Origin of the sequence: Cupriavidus sp. L7L (assembly GCF_004353535.1) — a bacterium.
GTDB lineage: Bacteria > Pseudomonadota > Gammaproteobacteria > Burkholderiales > Burkholderiaceae > Cupriavidus > Cupriavidus oxalaticus_A.
Map to the genome: position 1 here is coordinate 389005 of NZ_SMNY01000024.1, position 14661 is coordinate 403665.

The window sequence follows — 14661 nt, forward strand, 5'->3', positions numbered from 1 at the left end:
CTTAAATTATAGCCCGGCGCCAGCGGGGCGCGCAAGCGGCAAGGCTGGCTCAGGCTTTGGCAAAGGCGGCCTGCAGGCGCACGGGATCCCGTGCCAGCGCAGGATCCGCCGCAAGCGCCAATGCCAGCAGTACCCTCGCCTTATACGGATTCAGGTCCGCGGCGGAGACAAAAACGCCATCGGACGGGCTGGGATGCGCCGGAATCGCCACATGACCTGCCCCGGTGCGCGAACTGCGCACCACCGCCACTCCGGCGGCGGCGGCATCCACCAGGGCCTCCGCCAGCACTTCGTGTATCGAGCCATTGCCGGCGGCGGCCACCACCAGGCCCGCCACGCCAGCCTGCACCAGCGCATCGACGGCGATCCGGCCCGGCTGCGCGTAGCTCGCCACGATCTCGACCACCGGCCATGCGCCCGGCATCGGACCGATCGCCCATGCCTGCCGGGGCGTGCGGGCAAAGCCCACGTAGTCGTCCTGCACCAGCCCGAGCGGCCCGCACTGGGACACGAAGGCATCCACCGCCGAGGTATGCGCCTTGGCAACATCGCGCGCCGCATGGATCTGCTGGTTCAGCACCACCAGCACACCCTTCCCGCGCGCATCCGGATACGCCGCCACCCGTACCGCGTCGAGCAGGTTGAGCGGCCCGTCGGCCGACAGCGAGGTGGACGGCCGCATCGCCGCCGTCATCACCACCGGGACCGGGCACGCCTGGGTCAGGTGCAGCGCCATCGCCGTTTCTTCCAGCGTATCGGTGCCGTGCGTGATCACGATGCCCGCCACATCCGCCTGCGTTGACCAGTGCTCGACGCGAGCGGCCAGCGCGGCCCACAGCGCAAAGGTCATGTCCTTGCTGTCGACCTGCGCCACCTGCTCGGCTTCGATCCGTGCCACCGACTGCAGCGCCGGCACCGCCGCAAGCAACGACGACACGGGCACGGTGGCCGCCTGGTAGTGCGCGCTGCTGGCGGGGTTGCCGGAAGCGCCGGCAATGGTGCCGCCGGTAGCCAATACAACGATGCGAGGCAATTGGGTCATGGGTGCTGGGGCTCAGGAAACAGAAGGGAATACATGCGCCGGGCGATGGAATCGCGATTGTAACGGCGGACTTCCACCGGCATGGCCCGCGCCGAGGCCGATCGGTTCACGCGCGCCAGCAAAAATTCTGCTTGCGCTGACGCCGATACTGTATAAAATCACAGCATACTGTTTAAACATACAGTGCCCGGCCCGCCGGATGCAGGATTTCGGGGACCGCCCAGTCCGTTGGGCAGCCCATCCAGCCCTGCCCCAGCGCGCCCGCACGGAACGGCGATCCCATGGCGACCCTGACACCCCGGCAGCAGCAGATTTTCGATCTGATCCGCAATACGATCCGCCGTACCGGCTTCCCGCCGACGCGTGCCGAGATTGCTGCCGAATTTGGCTTTTCCTCGCCAAATGCCGCGGAAGAGCACCTGCGCGCGTTGGCCCGCAAAGGCGTGATCGAGCTGACGCCTGGCGCCTCGCGCGGCATCCGCCTGAAGGTTTCGCGCAGCGACTCGGAAATGCCGGACCAGTTCTCGCTACCCATCCCCGGCGTTTTGCAGCTGACGCTGCCGTTGGTTGGCCGCGTCGCAGCCGGCAGTCCCATCCTTGCCGCCGAACATATCGACCGCCAATACCAGGTGGACGCCTCGGTCTTCGATGAACGCCCGGACTACCTGCTGCGCGTGCGCGGCCTGAGCATGCGCGACGCCGGCATTCTCGACGGCGACCTGCTCGCCGTGCGCCGGGCCAGCGAAGCGCCCAACGGCAAGATCGTGGTGGCGCGACTCGGCGACGATGTCACGGTCAAGCGCCTGCAACGGCGCGGCGGCCATATCGAGCTGATCGCGGAAAACCCGGACTTCGCCAACATCATCGTTGAACCGGGGCGCGAAGAGTTTTCGCTGGAAGGCATCGCGGTCGGCCTGATCCGATCCTCCGGCTTCTAGCCGGTCACGGCAGGCGCTTCGCCTGCGCGGACCCACCCGCTTCCATTGCTTTGCAGACGCCGCCCGGCTTGCCGGGTGTTGACCCCGCTTTTGCCTGAAAAAGAGGTGCAACCATGCCGCAAACCCACCACGTCGCCGCCCGCCGCCCGGTCAAGCCGGTGCCCTTCCGCCAGTGCAAGGGCGTGCGCGTCTATCAGGGCGCGCAGCGCCGGACCATGGTAGGCAGCATGGCTGCGATCTGCAGGATGCTTGAACTGGAAACCACTAGCAAGCTGGCCTGATCAGCTACGCGCGCACGCCTTGGTTTCCGTCTCCAGTTCTTCCGGAGTCATCTGCGGGAACCATGTATTGGTCTTGCGCAACTCGACCGCCGTGCCATCCGGCCTGGCGGTCAGCGAGATCAGGTAGGCATACGCAAATTCGCCACTGATCTTCGGCTGTCCGATCCGGATTTCCATCTGGTTCTGTGCCGGCAGGTTGACCATCGTGGCTTCGTCGCCGAGATTGTTGCGCAGGCATTTGGCAACGTCAGCCATTTTTGCCGGCGTGAACAAGCGCATCGGCGGACGCGCACGAATATCTTTTTCCGATGTGCCGGTGGCGCATCCGGCCATCATCGCGGCCACTGCCACGCCAGCCCCTATTACCGCTGCTCGAAAGAACATACGACCCCTTTGGAATGCAAGGCGCGTATGGTACAGGAGCCACATCGATTGTGGGCGTCGCTGGCACTGAAAGGAGCGTCCAAGACGATGACGCAGGGACCTCCATCCCCTCCGCGCAAGCGCGTTTAGCCAGGCCACGCCAGGAAGAGTAGGCCCAGCCCGAGCACCACCGCCGCGAGGATCAAATAGTGGCGCCAGCCGTGCCTCGGATCACCGGTACGGTATGCATGATGGGAATGAGGGATGTGAGGTCTCATGGAGCGAATTGCCGAAAGCTCTTATCCCATCGTAGCCCTTTAAGACCAAGTCGTCCCGCTCGCGCAGCGTCCGCAGCATGCCGCAGCGCCGCCGTCTATTCCGATTCTCCAAGTGCAGTTCGCCTGCATAGGAAGCTGGCCGAAACGCCGCGCGTGTAAGGCGGCAGCACTGGTAAGCGCCAACGCGCCTGAGATGGCGAGTTGGTCGGCGAAGGAATCAAAATGCTTCGGAGTGGCCGCATGAGGCTACAGCCCGGTCTTAGTGTTCTCGACGCAAGCCTTTGCGTAAGCAATTGCTTCAGCCATCGCCTCTTCCTCGCTATTGAACGTGGCTTTGATCTTGTGTCGCAAGCCTGGGACAAACTCGTTTGCGTGATCGATTCTGCGCTCGAACAATACCGATGCCTCCCAGGATCCAGATTTCGACTTCCAGACCGTGCAGTGGCAGAAATACTCCCCTTCTTCGACCAAGGCATGGCTCGACATGGCGCGCTCCCATCGTTTCAGAGGAATCCTAGCATGATGAAAGAACGCCCCATCCGCTTCAACGGCAAGCCTCATCGCCCTCGTCCATCTGCTCGGTCACCGCACTCGGTCGCATACCCGCCAGCGCAAAACGCACGAACGGAATTTCCTCCCTTCTCGGCCGTCTCTTCGCAGTAGTCCAGCGGAGAATGGCTTTTTATGGCACGGCCGATATTCCCACTTCTACTGGTCGGCTTACCGCGCCGAGCAAGCGATCGACGAGCACCATAAAGTGACTCGCGACAATATTGTGCGCTGCATCACAATTCATAACGAAGCTCTTGTGCGATGCGGCATATGATGTGACGGGGGACCTGTAGTAAGAGCCTTGGGCCCATGCAGCCAAGGCCTCATATCTGTTTTGACGGGGGAATTTCGGTAGCCCAAACGGGCCTTGGCCTATGCAGCCAAGGCCCACTCCATTCTGTGCAAGCGGCGAGGTCAGCGAATACACCCGACGGCAGAAGGAGGGATCCGACAATGGGTAGCAGCGCCGCTGTTCTCGCCCTGCAGGACATCGACGCGTGTCGGCCCGAGGTGAGCAAGAAATGTTTGCGAGGCAACGGAGCCCCATGCTCGCCTACCCACAGAGAACGCGCAAATCGGCACGCGCCTTCAGAGCGATCGGCGCCCACTGCTTGCCTGCCAGTAGCTTCGCTACATACGTTGGCTCATAGCACCGCAATTCATGCGCCGAAGTTCAGGATGCCTGGCGGCCGACCGCGATCAAGCGGGGCCTACCTTCAACATCTTCGATGCGCGGCAGGGCGCCCGAAGCAATGTTCTGCCGAACCGCAGCCTTCAATTCAGGAACATCCCAACGCCCCTGCTCGATAGCACCCAGAGCGTCGCCAGTAACTGCGAATCTCCCGCCACAGGCAGCGCAGCGATATATTTGACTACCGCGCAGGCGATCTTGTCGGTCAAGCCAGCGTCGCGCGAGTGCAGCGCATAGTAAGCAAGGCACGGTTTTGGTTGAACTCACAGTGTGTCCCCGGCGATTGTCAAATCGGCCTTACGGCCGGCCTGCGTCTTGCAACCTGCCTGGGGTCAACATCAGGCACAGCAGGAGATTGGTGGTCCAATCCGGATGCAGTGGTGCGCCTGGCAGACCCTCATCGTCACGGTAGCCTTAGGCCTAAGTTTCATTTAAGAAACGTGCCCTGATCTGTTTGCGACACAACAGAGTCAACCAGTGCTGTGCCATGCCGCACAACGAGGGATGGACAATTCCCGGCGTGGGCCATCGATCACCCCCTTGAGGTGTGGCTCGCCGTCGGTGCTTGGGCTGCGCTGGACGACACCACCATTCGTTTTTCCCTGCGCTGACGGCCCATGCCAAGCAAAGCGCTACCTCTGGATGTGCCGGCCCTCACGGACGAGGAGTTGCGCGACATCTGCCTGCGCATGCGCAATCCGGACGTAAATGACCTGCTCAACTCCTTTACTCGTATCAGATTGCCCTGCAACTGTCACAGGAAGACGCCCTGACTTTCGCGCAGGTCATGGACTGCAGCAGGCGACGACCGTGGAAGCCTTGAACCTCGCCGCAGACCTGTCAGGTACGTGCCCGACATGGTGCAACAGGATGAGCTTCGAGCGGAATTCGAGCGCCTGAAGAAAGGCGACGACTAAACCCCGAGAGCAGAGCGCCGCGCGTGTGAGAACCAGGCGTGACAGCCGGCAGAGACCGGCACGCTTACAAACGTAGCAGGAACAAACATGACCAAGTACGGAAAGCTGGATTGCCTCATCTTGCGTTCCTTTGGCGAGCAGTCGGCGCAATTTGCTTCCATCCGCGACCTTCTGTGCGCTCCAGGCCTGTCAATCGTTGCCACGATCTCCGCCTCGACCTCTACCGCCGTCGCCCCCGCGATTTCCTCCACGGTCATCAGCGCGGTTGCCGCCGCGGCCACTGCTTCTGTCTTCGCCACGCTCGGCGCGGCGGTCCGAGCCGCGATTCTCCGCTCGCTCATCGCCGCGATTCCACCCACGCTTCTCACCGCGGTTTTCGCCTTGATTTCCACCACGATTCCAACCGCGGTTGTCACCGTCGTTCCAATCGCGGCCCCTGCTGCGTTTCTCGTCCCGGTCCCAGCCGCGATTCCAGTCACCATCCCATTTGCGATTACCGCCGTAGTACCTGGCGCCGCTCCAATCAGAGTAACCTCCGCCGTAGTATGGGCGCGAGTATCCGCCGTGGTAGTAGCCGTCATCGTAGGGAGCGACAGCACAGCCGGTGAGAAGTGCTGCCGTAGCTACGGTGAGCACGAGAGGGGGTTTCATGGTGACCTGCGTTTGCGGTTGGCGAATTTGCCGCAAGAATACCGACGGGCGACTCCCCCAGTTGTAAGAAATCGTGTCCCGTTGATGATCGTTCATGGCGTGCATCGCCACAGCCATCGGGGTTGATGGCGACGTCGAGGAGGAACTGGTCCTGGATCCCCTCTTCGCCGGACCCGATCACCGGCGCCGGCGCGCGGGACGCCCGATCCGTCGGTGTGGGTGGTGGGGTTCAGGAGGGTCGAGCGACAGACTTAAAACTCGAGTTCTTTCAGCGTCCTGGTGGCCAGGTATGTCGCAGCTTCCTTCGCCTCATCTCTAGTTGGGAAATCCTCCACGGTTTGGTGTGGCACTTCTGCATCCGGCTCTTCTTCCAAACGGCGGATATACACATACCCTCTGAACCGTCCAGGAGCGGTCTCCATAACCGCTATCCGGGCCACATGCGTGTCCGTGGCAAAAAGCTCATCTTCCATGGCAGCCTCCACTTCTAATGTCTCAGGATCGTAGCATGATCAAATCCCCCAGGAACCGCTATGAAACGACTGATCGAGACCACGCTGGACGGTGAGGGCGGATGCATCCTGTCGGATTGCGAGCAGTACCGGTACCGCCTCTGGCGCGCCTGGGACGACAACCGCCCAGCGCTCGGCTTCATCATGCTGAACCCGTCGACGGCCGACCACCACGTCAGCGACCCGACCATCACCAGGTGCCTGCAGCGCGCGCTGGCCGGCAAGTATGGTCGGCTCGAAGTCGTCAACCTGTTCCCACTACGATCGACGGATCCGGATGGCCTGCTGAGTCATCCGGATCCGCTCGGAGATCCGCCGGGTCGCAACGACGGCGCTGTCATGGATGCAATCGATGGCTGCTCGACGGTCATCTGCGCGTGGGGATCGCACAGAGCGGCACCGGCGCGTGCGGCGGAAGTGCTGCGAATCGTCCGCATGTGCGGCCGCGGCAACCTGCTTTACCACCTCGGACTCAACCATGACGGCAGTCCAAGGCATCCGCTCTACGTCGCGGCCACAGTCCAACCGCAGCCGTACACCGCCTGACCGGACCCGCGAAATATCATCGAGACAACCCCGCAACACAGGGACGCATAAATCCAAGCGCGGTACCCTGCCCGATCTACACGCCTACCTAGCAATTACAGCGCGGGTCTACGACCGGAGCAAAATGGTCAGACGCAAGGCACACTAGAGCCGTGCAGCGTCAAGGCGGAGCGTCTCCGATTCATAGACCGGGAACTTAGCGTTGTGCGTGACCTTCGCACCAGGCGCCAACCGCGCTTGAATTTCCGCGACCAAGTGCTCGAGCTTCTGCCAGTCCTTCGCGCCCGCCATGTTCTCTCCTCATTGTTACGGAAAAGTAACATGAGACCGGGGCGAGATTGGAGGGCTATTCCCACCGTGGGAATATGGCGGGAACAGACCACTGTATGGATGTCCAGAAAGCAAAACAGCCGCTTTTGTAAGCGGCTGTTTTGCAAAGAATTTTTGGGGTGGCTGATGGGACTCGAACCCACGACGACAGGAATCACAATCCTGGACTCTACCAACTGAGCTACAGCCACCGTAGAGGTCATCAGCGAAGCGCTGATCGACGAAAACTAAAATTATACAAACACTTTTCCGAGATGGCTAGTATCCCGCACAAATTTTTTACGGGGCTTGCATCACGCCTTGCGCGGCTGCCACTTGGCCTCCAGCAGCACTGCCTCCTTGATTGCGGCAATGGTCTCCGCCTCGGTGTCGAAGTGGCCCAGCAACCGGCGCGACTTTCCGTTGAGGACGGCTTCCTGCAATGCCCTGGCCGCGGCTGCCGAGGTGCCGTGGTGCCAGCAGTAGCGCGCCGTCCATTTGCCATCCTGCAGTTGTTCGGCGACCCAGACCAGCCTGAAGTCCTCAAACACTTCGCCGAATGACTCTTCGTTGTTTGCGTTCGCTTTGTCCACGCTTGCTGCCGTCCGTTCGCCCGTGGCGATGCGAAGAATCGTAGCACGCAGGCCAGGGCGCCAGACATGGGCGCGGAGCGCGGCAGCGAGAGGCCTTTGCGGTAAGTCACCAATCCACGGGCGATTTGGCGTGCACAGCCCCACCTCTGCAGGGTTCTTGCCGGTCGTGCGCACAGCGATACTCTGCCCCGAGGGATATTGCCCCCCCCCTCGATCTTCCCCTCAGGCGGCCCGCCCCATCGGGGGTTCGCTATTGCAATGGTTCGCTGGAACCTGGCGCACTGGCAGTGGCCCAACCATCTTCAGGATGAATTGCGGGGAAGGAGCATGCCAACGATGCTTGGACGTCTGGCGGGAGTCTTGCTGCTGCTGGGGATGGTCGCGGCCCTGGGGGGCTGTGCGGCCGGCGGAGCCGATGAACAGGAGTCGGGAATTACGGCCTACGGAACGCTGGACGTGGGCATCAGCCGTACTTCGCGATAGATCCAGCGCTACCGGCATGACCGATGGAACTCTTTTTCATGCAGTCCGGTCAAACCGGCTCGACTGGCGCGATCGCAGAAGGCCGCAGAAGGCCGCAGAAGGCCAAAAAAAGAGTCCGCAGCGCGGACTCTTAACTTTAGCGATCTCAAATGCCCTGAAGGCCGTTGCAATGTAACTGTCATCCGGGGATTGCACCATTCGGGTAAACGAAGAGCGCCGGACGCGCCGACGAAAAAAAGCCCGCCGAAGCGGGCCGAATAATCAGTTGAAGAAAGCCCTGTATTCGAGGGCAGGCACAGTGTAAAAAAGTGCCCTGCCTCGGCGAATTAGGGGAATCCCTTTGCGGGCGCCAGTTCCGGGGCGATCGGACATTGCAAGTGTCGCGTGCGCTACGCTCCCGGGAGCCATGCACAGTTTGGCGATTCGGTGTTAGAGCAGCGATTCAAGCGCCCAAAAGCATGCCGGTGCTCGATCGCTCAGCGCGACTCGCCCTATGCCGCCAGCGGCTCTGACGCCAGGGGACGCAGGTGTGTACGCGCCTCTGCAAACAGTGCATCCACATCGGCGCGAGTGCGCGCGGCATGCATGCGCTTCGCATCGGACAGCACGCGGCGCCAGCCTCGTCCTCCCGCAACGCCGCGGTACAGCCCCAGCATATGCCGAGTAGCGGCGCCCATGTACCCGCCGCGTTCGACCATGTCGCCGATGTAACCCTGCATCGATAGTTCTACATCCAGCCGCGATCGCACTGCCGCCTCGGCGTCGCCATAGAAGCGTACGTCCATTTCCGCCAGCAGATAGGGCTGGTGGTAGGCCTCGCGGCCAATCATCACGCCATCGACGTGCTGCAGGTGCCGAGCCATCTCGTCATAGGTGGCGATGCCGCCATTGATCAGGATCTCCAGCTGCGGAAATTCCTGTTTCAGCTGGTATGCCACTTCATAGCGCAGCGGCGGGATCTCGCGGTTTTCCTTTGGACTCAGGCCTTTCAGGATGGCATTGCGCGCATGGACGATAAATGTGTCGCAGCCCGCCTCCGCGACCATGCCGACAAAATCCCGCACGAAATCGTAGTGCTCGATGGTATCGATGCCGATGCGATGCTTTACCGTCACCGGGATGCTGACCGCATCGCGCATCGCCTTCACGAAATCGGCAACCAGTTCGGGCTCCGCCATCAGGCAGGCGCCGAAAGCGCCGCGCTGCACGCGTTCGGACGGGCAGCCGCAATTCAGGTTGATCTCCTTGTAGCCCCATTGCTCGCCCAACTTCGCCGCCGCGGCCAGGTCTGCCGGCTCGCTCCCGCCAAGTTGCAGCGCGACAGGCTGCTCGGCCGCATCGAAATCCAGGTGGCGCGGCACGTCGCCATGCAGCAGCGCACCGGTGGTCACCATCTCGGTGTACAGCCAGGTATGGCGGCTGAGCTGGCGATGGAAGGTGCGGCAATGGCGGTCAGTCCAGTCCATCATCGGCGCCACGGAGACGCGGCGCGGACTTGCCGCGGCAGGTTTACCTTGAAAATGGGTCATCTTGGAACGGATCGGCGCGACCAATCCTCATGCTACTCGCAGATATCAACAACGCCCGGTGGAGGCGATTCCCGTGCGGCGGAGGCGTCGCACAATGCAGCCGCAGCAGTATTGCGGCTTTTCGGGAGGCGCACGAGTTTACCACCCTGGCAGATCTTTCGCCTGAGACGCAGGCCGCCACGACCCGGCTGCAACGAAGGTCGCAGCCGGCGCGGCGAAATCTGAATCTACTCGACGATCCTGACCATGAACGATCAGTAATGCCCGGACGCGGCCGGGCCCAGGGGCTCATCGTGTGGCAGCAGTCTTGTCGATCCACGTGGCGAACGCGGTCAGGAACTTGTCGAGGAACCCCCGCGTGGATTCGTTGGCAATGCCGCCCTGTTCGTCGAGCAGTTTGTCGACACCGCTGATATAGGCCTCGGGCTGCTGCAGGACCGGAACATTGAGGAAAACCATCGACTGCCGCAGGTGATGATTTGCGCCAAACCCGCCGACGGCACCCGGCGAGGCACTGATGATGGCGCCGGGCTTGCCGTCCCAGACGCTGCTGCCATAGGGGCGCGAGCCCACGTCGATGGCGTTCTTCAACGGTGCGGGGACCGAGCGGTTGTACTCGGGCGTGACGAACAGCACCGCATCGGCGCGACGCACACGGTCGCGGAATGCGACCCAGGTCTGCGGCGGCTTGTCGTCCAGGTCCTGGTTGTAGAGCTGCAGGTCGCCGATCTCGACGATCTCCAGCTTGAGTTGTGCCGGCGCCTGCGCGATCAGCGCCTTGGCCAGCTTGCGGTTATACGACTCCTTGCGCAGGCTTCCCACCAGTACAACGACATCACGAGGATTACTCATCACGGCTCCCTTGTCTGTGTGGACACTTGAAGCGGACGGTGCGGGCGCCATGGCTGGCATGGCTAGCCGCGCCGGTCCAGCCACCACTCTACCCGAGTCGCGACTGGTCCACCGCGAAGCGAGCGGCGCGCACGGCCGCCCGGCCATGTGAACGGGCGCTCAGGCGCCCTTGCCCAGCGCGGCCAGCGGATGGTCTTCCGTACGCCACGGGCTGTCGAAGAACGACTGGATCGTCTCGCGGCCAACCTCATCCAGCCGGGCATGCTGCCAGCGCGGCTTGTGGTCCTTGTCGATCGCCAGGGCGCGGATGCCTTCGACGCCGTCGCCATTGCGGAACACGTAGTACATCATGTCCAGTTCCATGCGCAACTCATCTTCGAGCGACATGCCGCGCGCGCGCCGGATCTGCTCCAGCGACACGCACAGCATCAGCGGCGAGCGGCTGCGCAGCATGGCAGCGGTCTGCGCGGCCCAGTCGCCCGGCGCATCGCTGACGGCCGCCAGGATGTCCTGCGCGGTATTGCCGGCGAACAATGCGTCGATCTGTGCGGACAGGCCAGCCAGCGTGCTTTGCGCAGGGAGGCAGTCTGCGCGGTGCGGTGCGGTGAAGCCATCGATATGCGCGAGGACGGCCTCGCCGCTGGCAAACTGCTGCGCGCGCAGCGAAGCGACCAGCTCGGCCAGCCGGTTGCCGGGCAGGTAGGCATCGGCCAGGCCTGCGTACAGCGCATCGGCTGCGCTGATCGCGGTGCCGGTCAGCCCCAGGTATTCGCCGATATGGCCTGGCGTGCGTGCCAGGAACCAGCCGCCGCCGACATCGGGGAACAGGCCGATATTGGTCTCGGGCATGGCCATCCTGGTGCGCTCGGTGACCAGGCGCAGCCGGGCCCCTTGCGAAATACCCATGCCGCCGCCCATCACCACGCCGTCCATCAGCGCGATATAAGGCTTGGCGTAGCGGTGGATCAGGAAATTGAGCGCGTATTCCTCGACAAAGAACTGGTCGAGCAGCGGATCGCCTTCATGCGCCGCCTTGTGGAAGTAGCGGATATCGCCGCCAGCGCAGAATGCCTTGCCGCCGGCACCGGCAACCACCACCGCCACCACTTCGGGCGCCGAAGCCCACGCCTGCAGCGCCTGGGTCATGGCGCGGATCATGTCCAGCGACAGCGCGTTGAGCGCCTGCGGACGATTCAGCGTCAGGTATCCGATGCCACCGTGGACTTCGGTCGTGACGAATTCAGTCATGTCTTGCTCCTCCAATGCAACTGGCGATTTTACGCCAGTCGCACCGGCAGGCGTACCCCGTTGGCAGCTTGCGGCGCATGCAAGGGCCATGCGCGTGCGCCGCCGGCGGCCGCGTTCAGGCCAGCCTGAACGTCGCCACCAGCGCCGTCAGGCGCTGCGCCTGGTCTTCCAGCGAAGCGGCCGCGGCGGCGGCCTGCTCGACCAGCGCCGCGTTCTGCTGGGTCATGCTGTCCATCTGCGACACCGCCACGTTGACCTGCTCGATGCCCTGCGACTGTTCGTCCGACGCCGCGCTGATATCGCCGATGATGCCGCTCACGCGCCGCACGGCGTAGACGATGTCCTCCATGGCGCGGCCGGCATCGTCGACCAGTCCCGTGCCTTCGCGCACGTTCGCCACCGAAGCGCCGATCAGCGTGCGGATTTCCTTCGATGCGCCGGCGCAGCGCTGCGCCAGGTCGCGCACGTCGCCCGCCACCACCGCGAAGCCGCGGCCGTGCTCGCCGGCGCGCGCCGCTTCGACGGCGGCATTGAGCGCGAGGATATTGGTCTGGAACGCGATCTTCTCGATCACATCGATGATGTCCACGATCTTGCTCGAACTGCCGTCGATCGAACGCATGGTATCGACCACGCGCGACACCGCCTCGCTGCCCCGCTCTGCCAGCGCGCTGGCGTCGGTGGCCAGCGTGCGCGCCTCACGCGCGCTGTCGGCGTTCTGGCGCACGGTACTAGTCAGCTCTTCCATGCTCGACGCGGTTTCTTCCAGCGATGCGGCCTGTTGCTCGGTACGCTGCGACAGGTCGGCGTTGCCGCTGGCGATCTGCTTGCTGGCCGAGGCAATGGCGTCGGCACCACCGCGCACTTCACCCACCATCGCCACCAGGCTGTATTGCATGCGGCCCAGCATGCCGAGCATGCGCGCGGTTTCGTTGCGCGCCGACTCATCGGCCTGCACGCCACCGCCGTCCGCTGCCTGGACACTCAGGTCGCCGCCGGCGATCCTGTCGAAGCGCGCGATGGCGACATCGAGGGGCTGCACGATCGAACCGCGCAGGCGCCACGCCACCACGGTACTGAACGCCAGCCCGAGCACCAGTGCCATGACCGACAGCGTGAACAGGTTGCGATAACGGTGCTGCGACGCTTCGTAGACCTCCCTCGCGCTGGCCAGCTGCAGCTTGTTGAGTTCGGCATTGGCCGCGGTGAAGGCGATGTCGAGCCTGGGGATTTCCTCGAGCACGTACTTCATCACCGCATCGCGATCGGCCGCGTGCAACGCGGCGATCATGGGGGCCACACCTTGCTTGAACAGTGCGTCGCGCTTGGCGGTGACATCATCGACCATTCGCTCCTCATCAGCCGGGCGCTGCAGCGCAAGGTAGGCCTTCCATGCTTTCTCGGAATCGCGCGCAAAACCCTCGGCGGTCGCGGCGCGGGCCTTGGCGTCGGCGGGGTCCGTGGCAAAGGTGGCCTGGTCGAGCAGCACCCGCACCAGCAGCTGGTTCGAGCGCGCCTCGGCAAGATGCACCGCTGCCGACAGCTGCTGCGAATAGATCTGGCGCGTGGCATCGTTGCTGCGCGACATGCCGAGCCAACCGACGGCACCGACAATCAGGAGCAACAAGTTGGTAACGATGGTCAGGAACCACAATCTGGCTCCGATGGTGGTGTTCTTGAACATTGAAGCTCCGGGGTTAGAAGGGCGAAAAATGCGGGGCGAAGGCGTTTGCGAAACCAGGGGACGTGGCATGCCGCCCCCCTGCTCATCTACGGCGCGCACAACGGTTCCTTAACCCGGATTACTTGCCTTCCAATGCGCGACACAACTGCGCATCAGTACAGCAATGCGGGGATACGCCCGATGCGGCTCACCCGCGCTATCGCGCATGTTTGGAGGAACTCCTCGTAGCAATTCCGCATGAAATGTGCACACTGGCGGGATGACCACCGAATCGCTCGATCCCGAACTCGTGCTGCTGGCGTTTGCGCCGGTCTTCCTGTTGGCCATTGCCGGCGAGGCCTGGTACTGGGCACGCCGCGACCGGTCGGTGTACAGCCTGCGCGATACCGTCTCCAATGCGACGCTCGCGCTGATGCACCAGGCCTCGGACGCCTTCTTCCTCTGGCTGATGATCCGGACGGTGTATAGCTGGTGTTACCGGCATGGATTGCATGCCGTCCCGGAGACCGCGTGGTCGTTCGCGCTGTTGCTGCTGCTGCAGGACTTCCTGTACTACTGGTTCCACCGCGCCAGCCATCGCGTGCGCTGGCTATGGGCGTCGCACGTGACGCATCACTCGTCGGAAGGCATGAATTTCTCGACGGCGTTCCGGCAGAGCCTGACGTATCCGCTGTCCGGGATGTGGCTGTTCTGGATTCCGCTGGCGTATATCGGCTTCACGCCGGACTGGGTGATCCTGGCCGTGGGCCTGAATCTGGCATTCCAGTTCTTCGTCCATACGCGGCTGGGGCGGCGCCGGCCGTGGATCGAATCGGTGTTCAATACGCCTTCGGTCCATCGCGTGCATCACGCCAGGAACCCGCGGTACATCGACCGCAACTACGCCGGCGTGCTGACGGTATGGGACAGGCTCTTCGGCACCTTCGTCCCCGAGCGGGAGGCGCCGGTGTACGGCATCACGCGGCAGGTGCGCACGCACAATCCGCTGACGCTGACCTTCCACGAATGGCGCGACATGTTCGTGGATGCGTGGCGCGACCGGGATTTGCGCTACCTGTGGAAGCCGCCGGAATGGCGCAGCCCGCGTGCGTCCGCCACGGGGGTGCTTCCGGGAACGTAGGAGCCAGATGCATCTGGTGACGCGGCGGCAATAAAAAACCGCGCTCGAAAGCGCGGTTTTTTTTGACACCGA

The 14661-nt window shown here is 63.2% G+C and carries 15 protein-coding genes and 1 tRNA gene; 5 read left to right on the plus strand and 11 right to left on the minus strand.

The window, feature by feature from the left end:
* Positions 1–49: 49 nt before the first annotated feature.
* Positions 50–1042 carry an asparaginase gene (locus E1J61_RS23970; protein ID WP_133096467.1) on the minus strand — a complete coding sequence of 331 codons (993 nt, stop codon included), beginning with the start codon at positions 1040–1042 and terminating at the stop codon, positions 50–52.
* Between the two features lie 281 nt (positions 1043–1323).
* On the opposite strand from E1J61_RS23970, the gene lexA reads away from it, so the two are divergent.
* Together lexA and E1J61_RS37475 are read left to right on the plus strand one after the other, a co-directional pair.
* Positions 1324–1980 (plus strand): transcriptional repressor LexA, encoded by a 657-nt coding sequence (lexA, locus tag E1J61_RS23975; protein WP_029048697.1) that lies wholly within the window; start codon positions 1324–1326, stop codon positions 1978–1980.
* Between the two features lie 113 nt (positions 1981–2093).
* The gene (locus tag E1J61_RS37475; protein WP_165971523.1) at positions 2094–2261 is read left to right on the plus strand and encodes a hypothetical protein; all 168 of its coding nucleotides are present in this window, start codon (positions 2094–2096) and stop codon (positions 2259–2261) included.
* Here the strand turns inward: E1J61_RS37475 and E1J61_RS23980 are convergent, their stop codons facing one another.
* Together E1J61_RS23980 and E1J61_RS23985 are read right to left on the minus strand one after the other, a co-directional pair.
* Positions 2262–2612 (minus strand): hypothetical protein, encoded by a 351-nt coding sequence (locus E1J61_RS23980; RefSeq protein WP_240745881.1) that lies wholly within the window; start codon positions 2610–2612, stop codon positions 2262–2264.
* A 536-nt stretch (positions 2613–3148) separates the two neighbouring features.
* Positions 3149–3388 carry a hypothetical protein gene (locus E1J61_RS23985; RefSeq protein WP_133096468.1) on the minus strand — a complete coding sequence of 80 codons (240 nt, stop codon included), beginning with the start codon at positions 3386–3388 and terminating at the stop codon, positions 3149–3151.
* Positions 3389–5149: 1761 nt separating this feature from the next.
* Here E1J61_RS23985 and E1J61_RS37480 point away from each other — a divergent pair.
* On the plus strand, positions 5150–5839 hold the full coding sequence (locus E1J61_RS37480; RefSeq protein ID WP_165971524.1) for a hypothetical protein: 690 nt from the start codon (positions 5150–5152) through the stop codon (positions 5837–5839).
* Positions 5840–5964: 125 nt separating this feature from the next.
* Here the strand turns inward: E1J61_RS37480 and E1J61_RS24000 are convergent, their stop codons facing one another.
* Positions 5965–6186 carry a hypothetical protein gene (locus tag E1J61_RS24000; RefSeq protein ID WP_133096470.1) on the minus strand — a complete coding sequence of 74 codons (222 nt, stop codon included), beginning with the start codon at positions 6184–6186 and terminating at the stop codon, positions 5965–5967.
* Between the two features lie 60 nt (positions 6187–6246).
* Here E1J61_RS24000 and E1J61_RS24005 point away from each other — a divergent pair, with 60 nt between their 5' ends.
* Positions 6247–6771, plus strand: coding sequence for a DUF1643 domain-containing protein (locus E1J61_RS24005; protein ID WP_133096471.1), 525 nt, complete (start codon positions 6247–6249; stop codon positions 6769–6771).
* A gap of 144 nt (positions 6772–6915) precedes the next feature.
* Here the strand turns inward: E1J61_RS24005 and E1J61_RS37485 are convergent, their stop codons facing one another.
* The 7 genes from E1J61_RS37485 to E1J61_RS24045 form a co-directional block, all read right to left on the minus strand.
* A complete protein-coding gene (locus E1J61_RS37485; RefSeq protein ID WP_165971525.1) occupies positions 6916–7062 on the minus strand; it encodes a hypothetical protein in 147 nt (48 codons plus the stop codon).
* 154 nt (positions 7063–7216) lie between these two features.
* Positions 7217–7292: transfer RNA gene (locus E1J61_RS24015), tRNA-His, on the minus strand.
* A 102-nt stretch (positions 7293–7394) separates the two neighbouring features.
* Positions 7395–7673, minus strand: coding sequence for a hypothetical protein (locus E1J61_RS24020; protein ID WP_133096565.1), 279 nt, complete (start codon positions 7671–7673; stop codon positions 7395–7397).
* Positions 7674–8647: 974 nt separating this feature from the next.
* Positions 8648–9685, minus strand: a complete 1038-nt coding sequence (dusA, locus tag E1J61_RS24030; RefSeq protein WP_133096473.1) for a tRNA dihydrouridine(20/20a) synthase DusA — start codon at positions 9683–9685, stop codon at positions 8648–8650.
* Between the two features lie 288 nt (positions 9686–9973).
* The gene (locus E1J61_RS24035) at positions 9974–10537 is read right to left on the minus strand and encodes an NADPH-dependent FMN reductase (RefSeq protein WP_133096474.1); all 564 of its coding nucleotides are present in this window, start codon (positions 10535–10537) and stop codon (positions 9974–9976) included.
* 159 nt (positions 10538–10696) lie between these two features.
* Entirely contained in the window at positions 10697–11785 is a 1089-nt protein-coding gene (locus E1J61_RS24040) for an enoyl-CoA hydratase/isomerase family protein (protein WP_133096475.1), read from the minus strand.
* A 115-nt stretch (positions 11786–11900) separates the two neighbouring features.
* Positions 11901–13469, minus strand: coding sequence for a methyl-accepting chemotaxis protein (locus E1J61_RS24045; RefSeq protein WP_133096476.1), 1569 nt, complete (start codon positions 13467–13469; stop codon positions 11901–11903).
* Between the two features lie 259 nt (positions 13470–13728).
* Between E1J61_RS24045 and E1J61_RS24050 the strand changes: the two genes are divergently transcribed.
* A complete protein-coding gene (locus tag E1J61_RS24050) occupies positions 13729–14589 on the plus strand; it encodes a sterol desaturase family protein (RefSeq protein ID WP_133096477.1) in 861 nt (286 codons plus the stop codon).
* Positions 14590–14661 lie beyond the last annotated feature (72 nt).

Coding starts and splice junctions, on each gene's coding strand:
- E1J61_RS23970 (WP_133096467.1), bottom strand. CDS start 1,042: ATGACCCAATTGCCTCGCATCGTTGTATTGGCTACCGGCGGCACCATT.
- lexA (WP_029048697.1), top strand. CDS start 1,324: ATGGCGACCCTGACACCCCGGCAGCAGCAGATTTTCGATCTGATCCGC.
- E1J61_RS37475 (WP_165971523.1), top strand. CDS start 2,094: ATGCCGCAAACCCACCACGTCGCCGCCCGCCGCCCGGTCAAGCCGGTG.
- E1J61_RS23985 (WP_133096468.1), bottom strand. CDS start 3,388: ATGTCGAGCCATGCCTTGGTCGAAGAAGGGGAGTATTTCTGCCACTGC.
- E1J61_RS37480 (WP_165971524.1), top strand. CDS start 5,150: ATGACCAAGTACGGAAAGCTGGATTGCCTCATCTTGCGTTCCTTTGGC.
- E1J61_RS24000 (WP_133096470.1), bottom strand. CDS start 6,186: ATGGAAGATGAGCTTTTTGCCACGGACACGCATGTGGCCCGGATAGCG.
- E1J61_RS24005 (WP_133096471.1), top strand. CDS start 6,247: ATGAAACGACTGATCGAGACCACGCTGGACGGTGAGGGCGGATGCATC.
- E1J61_RS37485 (WP_165971525.1), bottom strand. CDS start 7,062: ATGGCGGGCGCGAAGGACTGGCAGAAGCTCGAGCACTTGGTCGCGGAA.
- dusA (WP_133096473.1), bottom strand. CDS start 9,685: ATGACCCATTTTCAAGGTAAACCTGCCGCGGCAAGTCCGCGCCGCGTC.
- E1J61_RS24035 (WP_133096474.1), bottom strand. CDS start 10,537: ATGAGTAATCCTCGTGATGTCGTTGTACTGGTGGGAAGCCTGCGCAAG.
- E1J61_RS24040 (WP_133096475.1), bottom strand. CDS start 11,785: ATGACTGAATTCGTCACGACCGAAGTCCACGGTGGCATCGGATACCTG.
- E1J61_RS24045 (WP_133096476.1), bottom strand. CDS start 13,469: ATGTTCAAGAACACCACCATCGGAGCCAGATTGTGGTTCCTGACCATC.
- E1J61_RS24050 (WP_133096477.1), top strand. CDS start 13,729: ATGACCACCGAATCGCTCGATCCCGAACTCGTGCTGCTGGCGTTTGCG.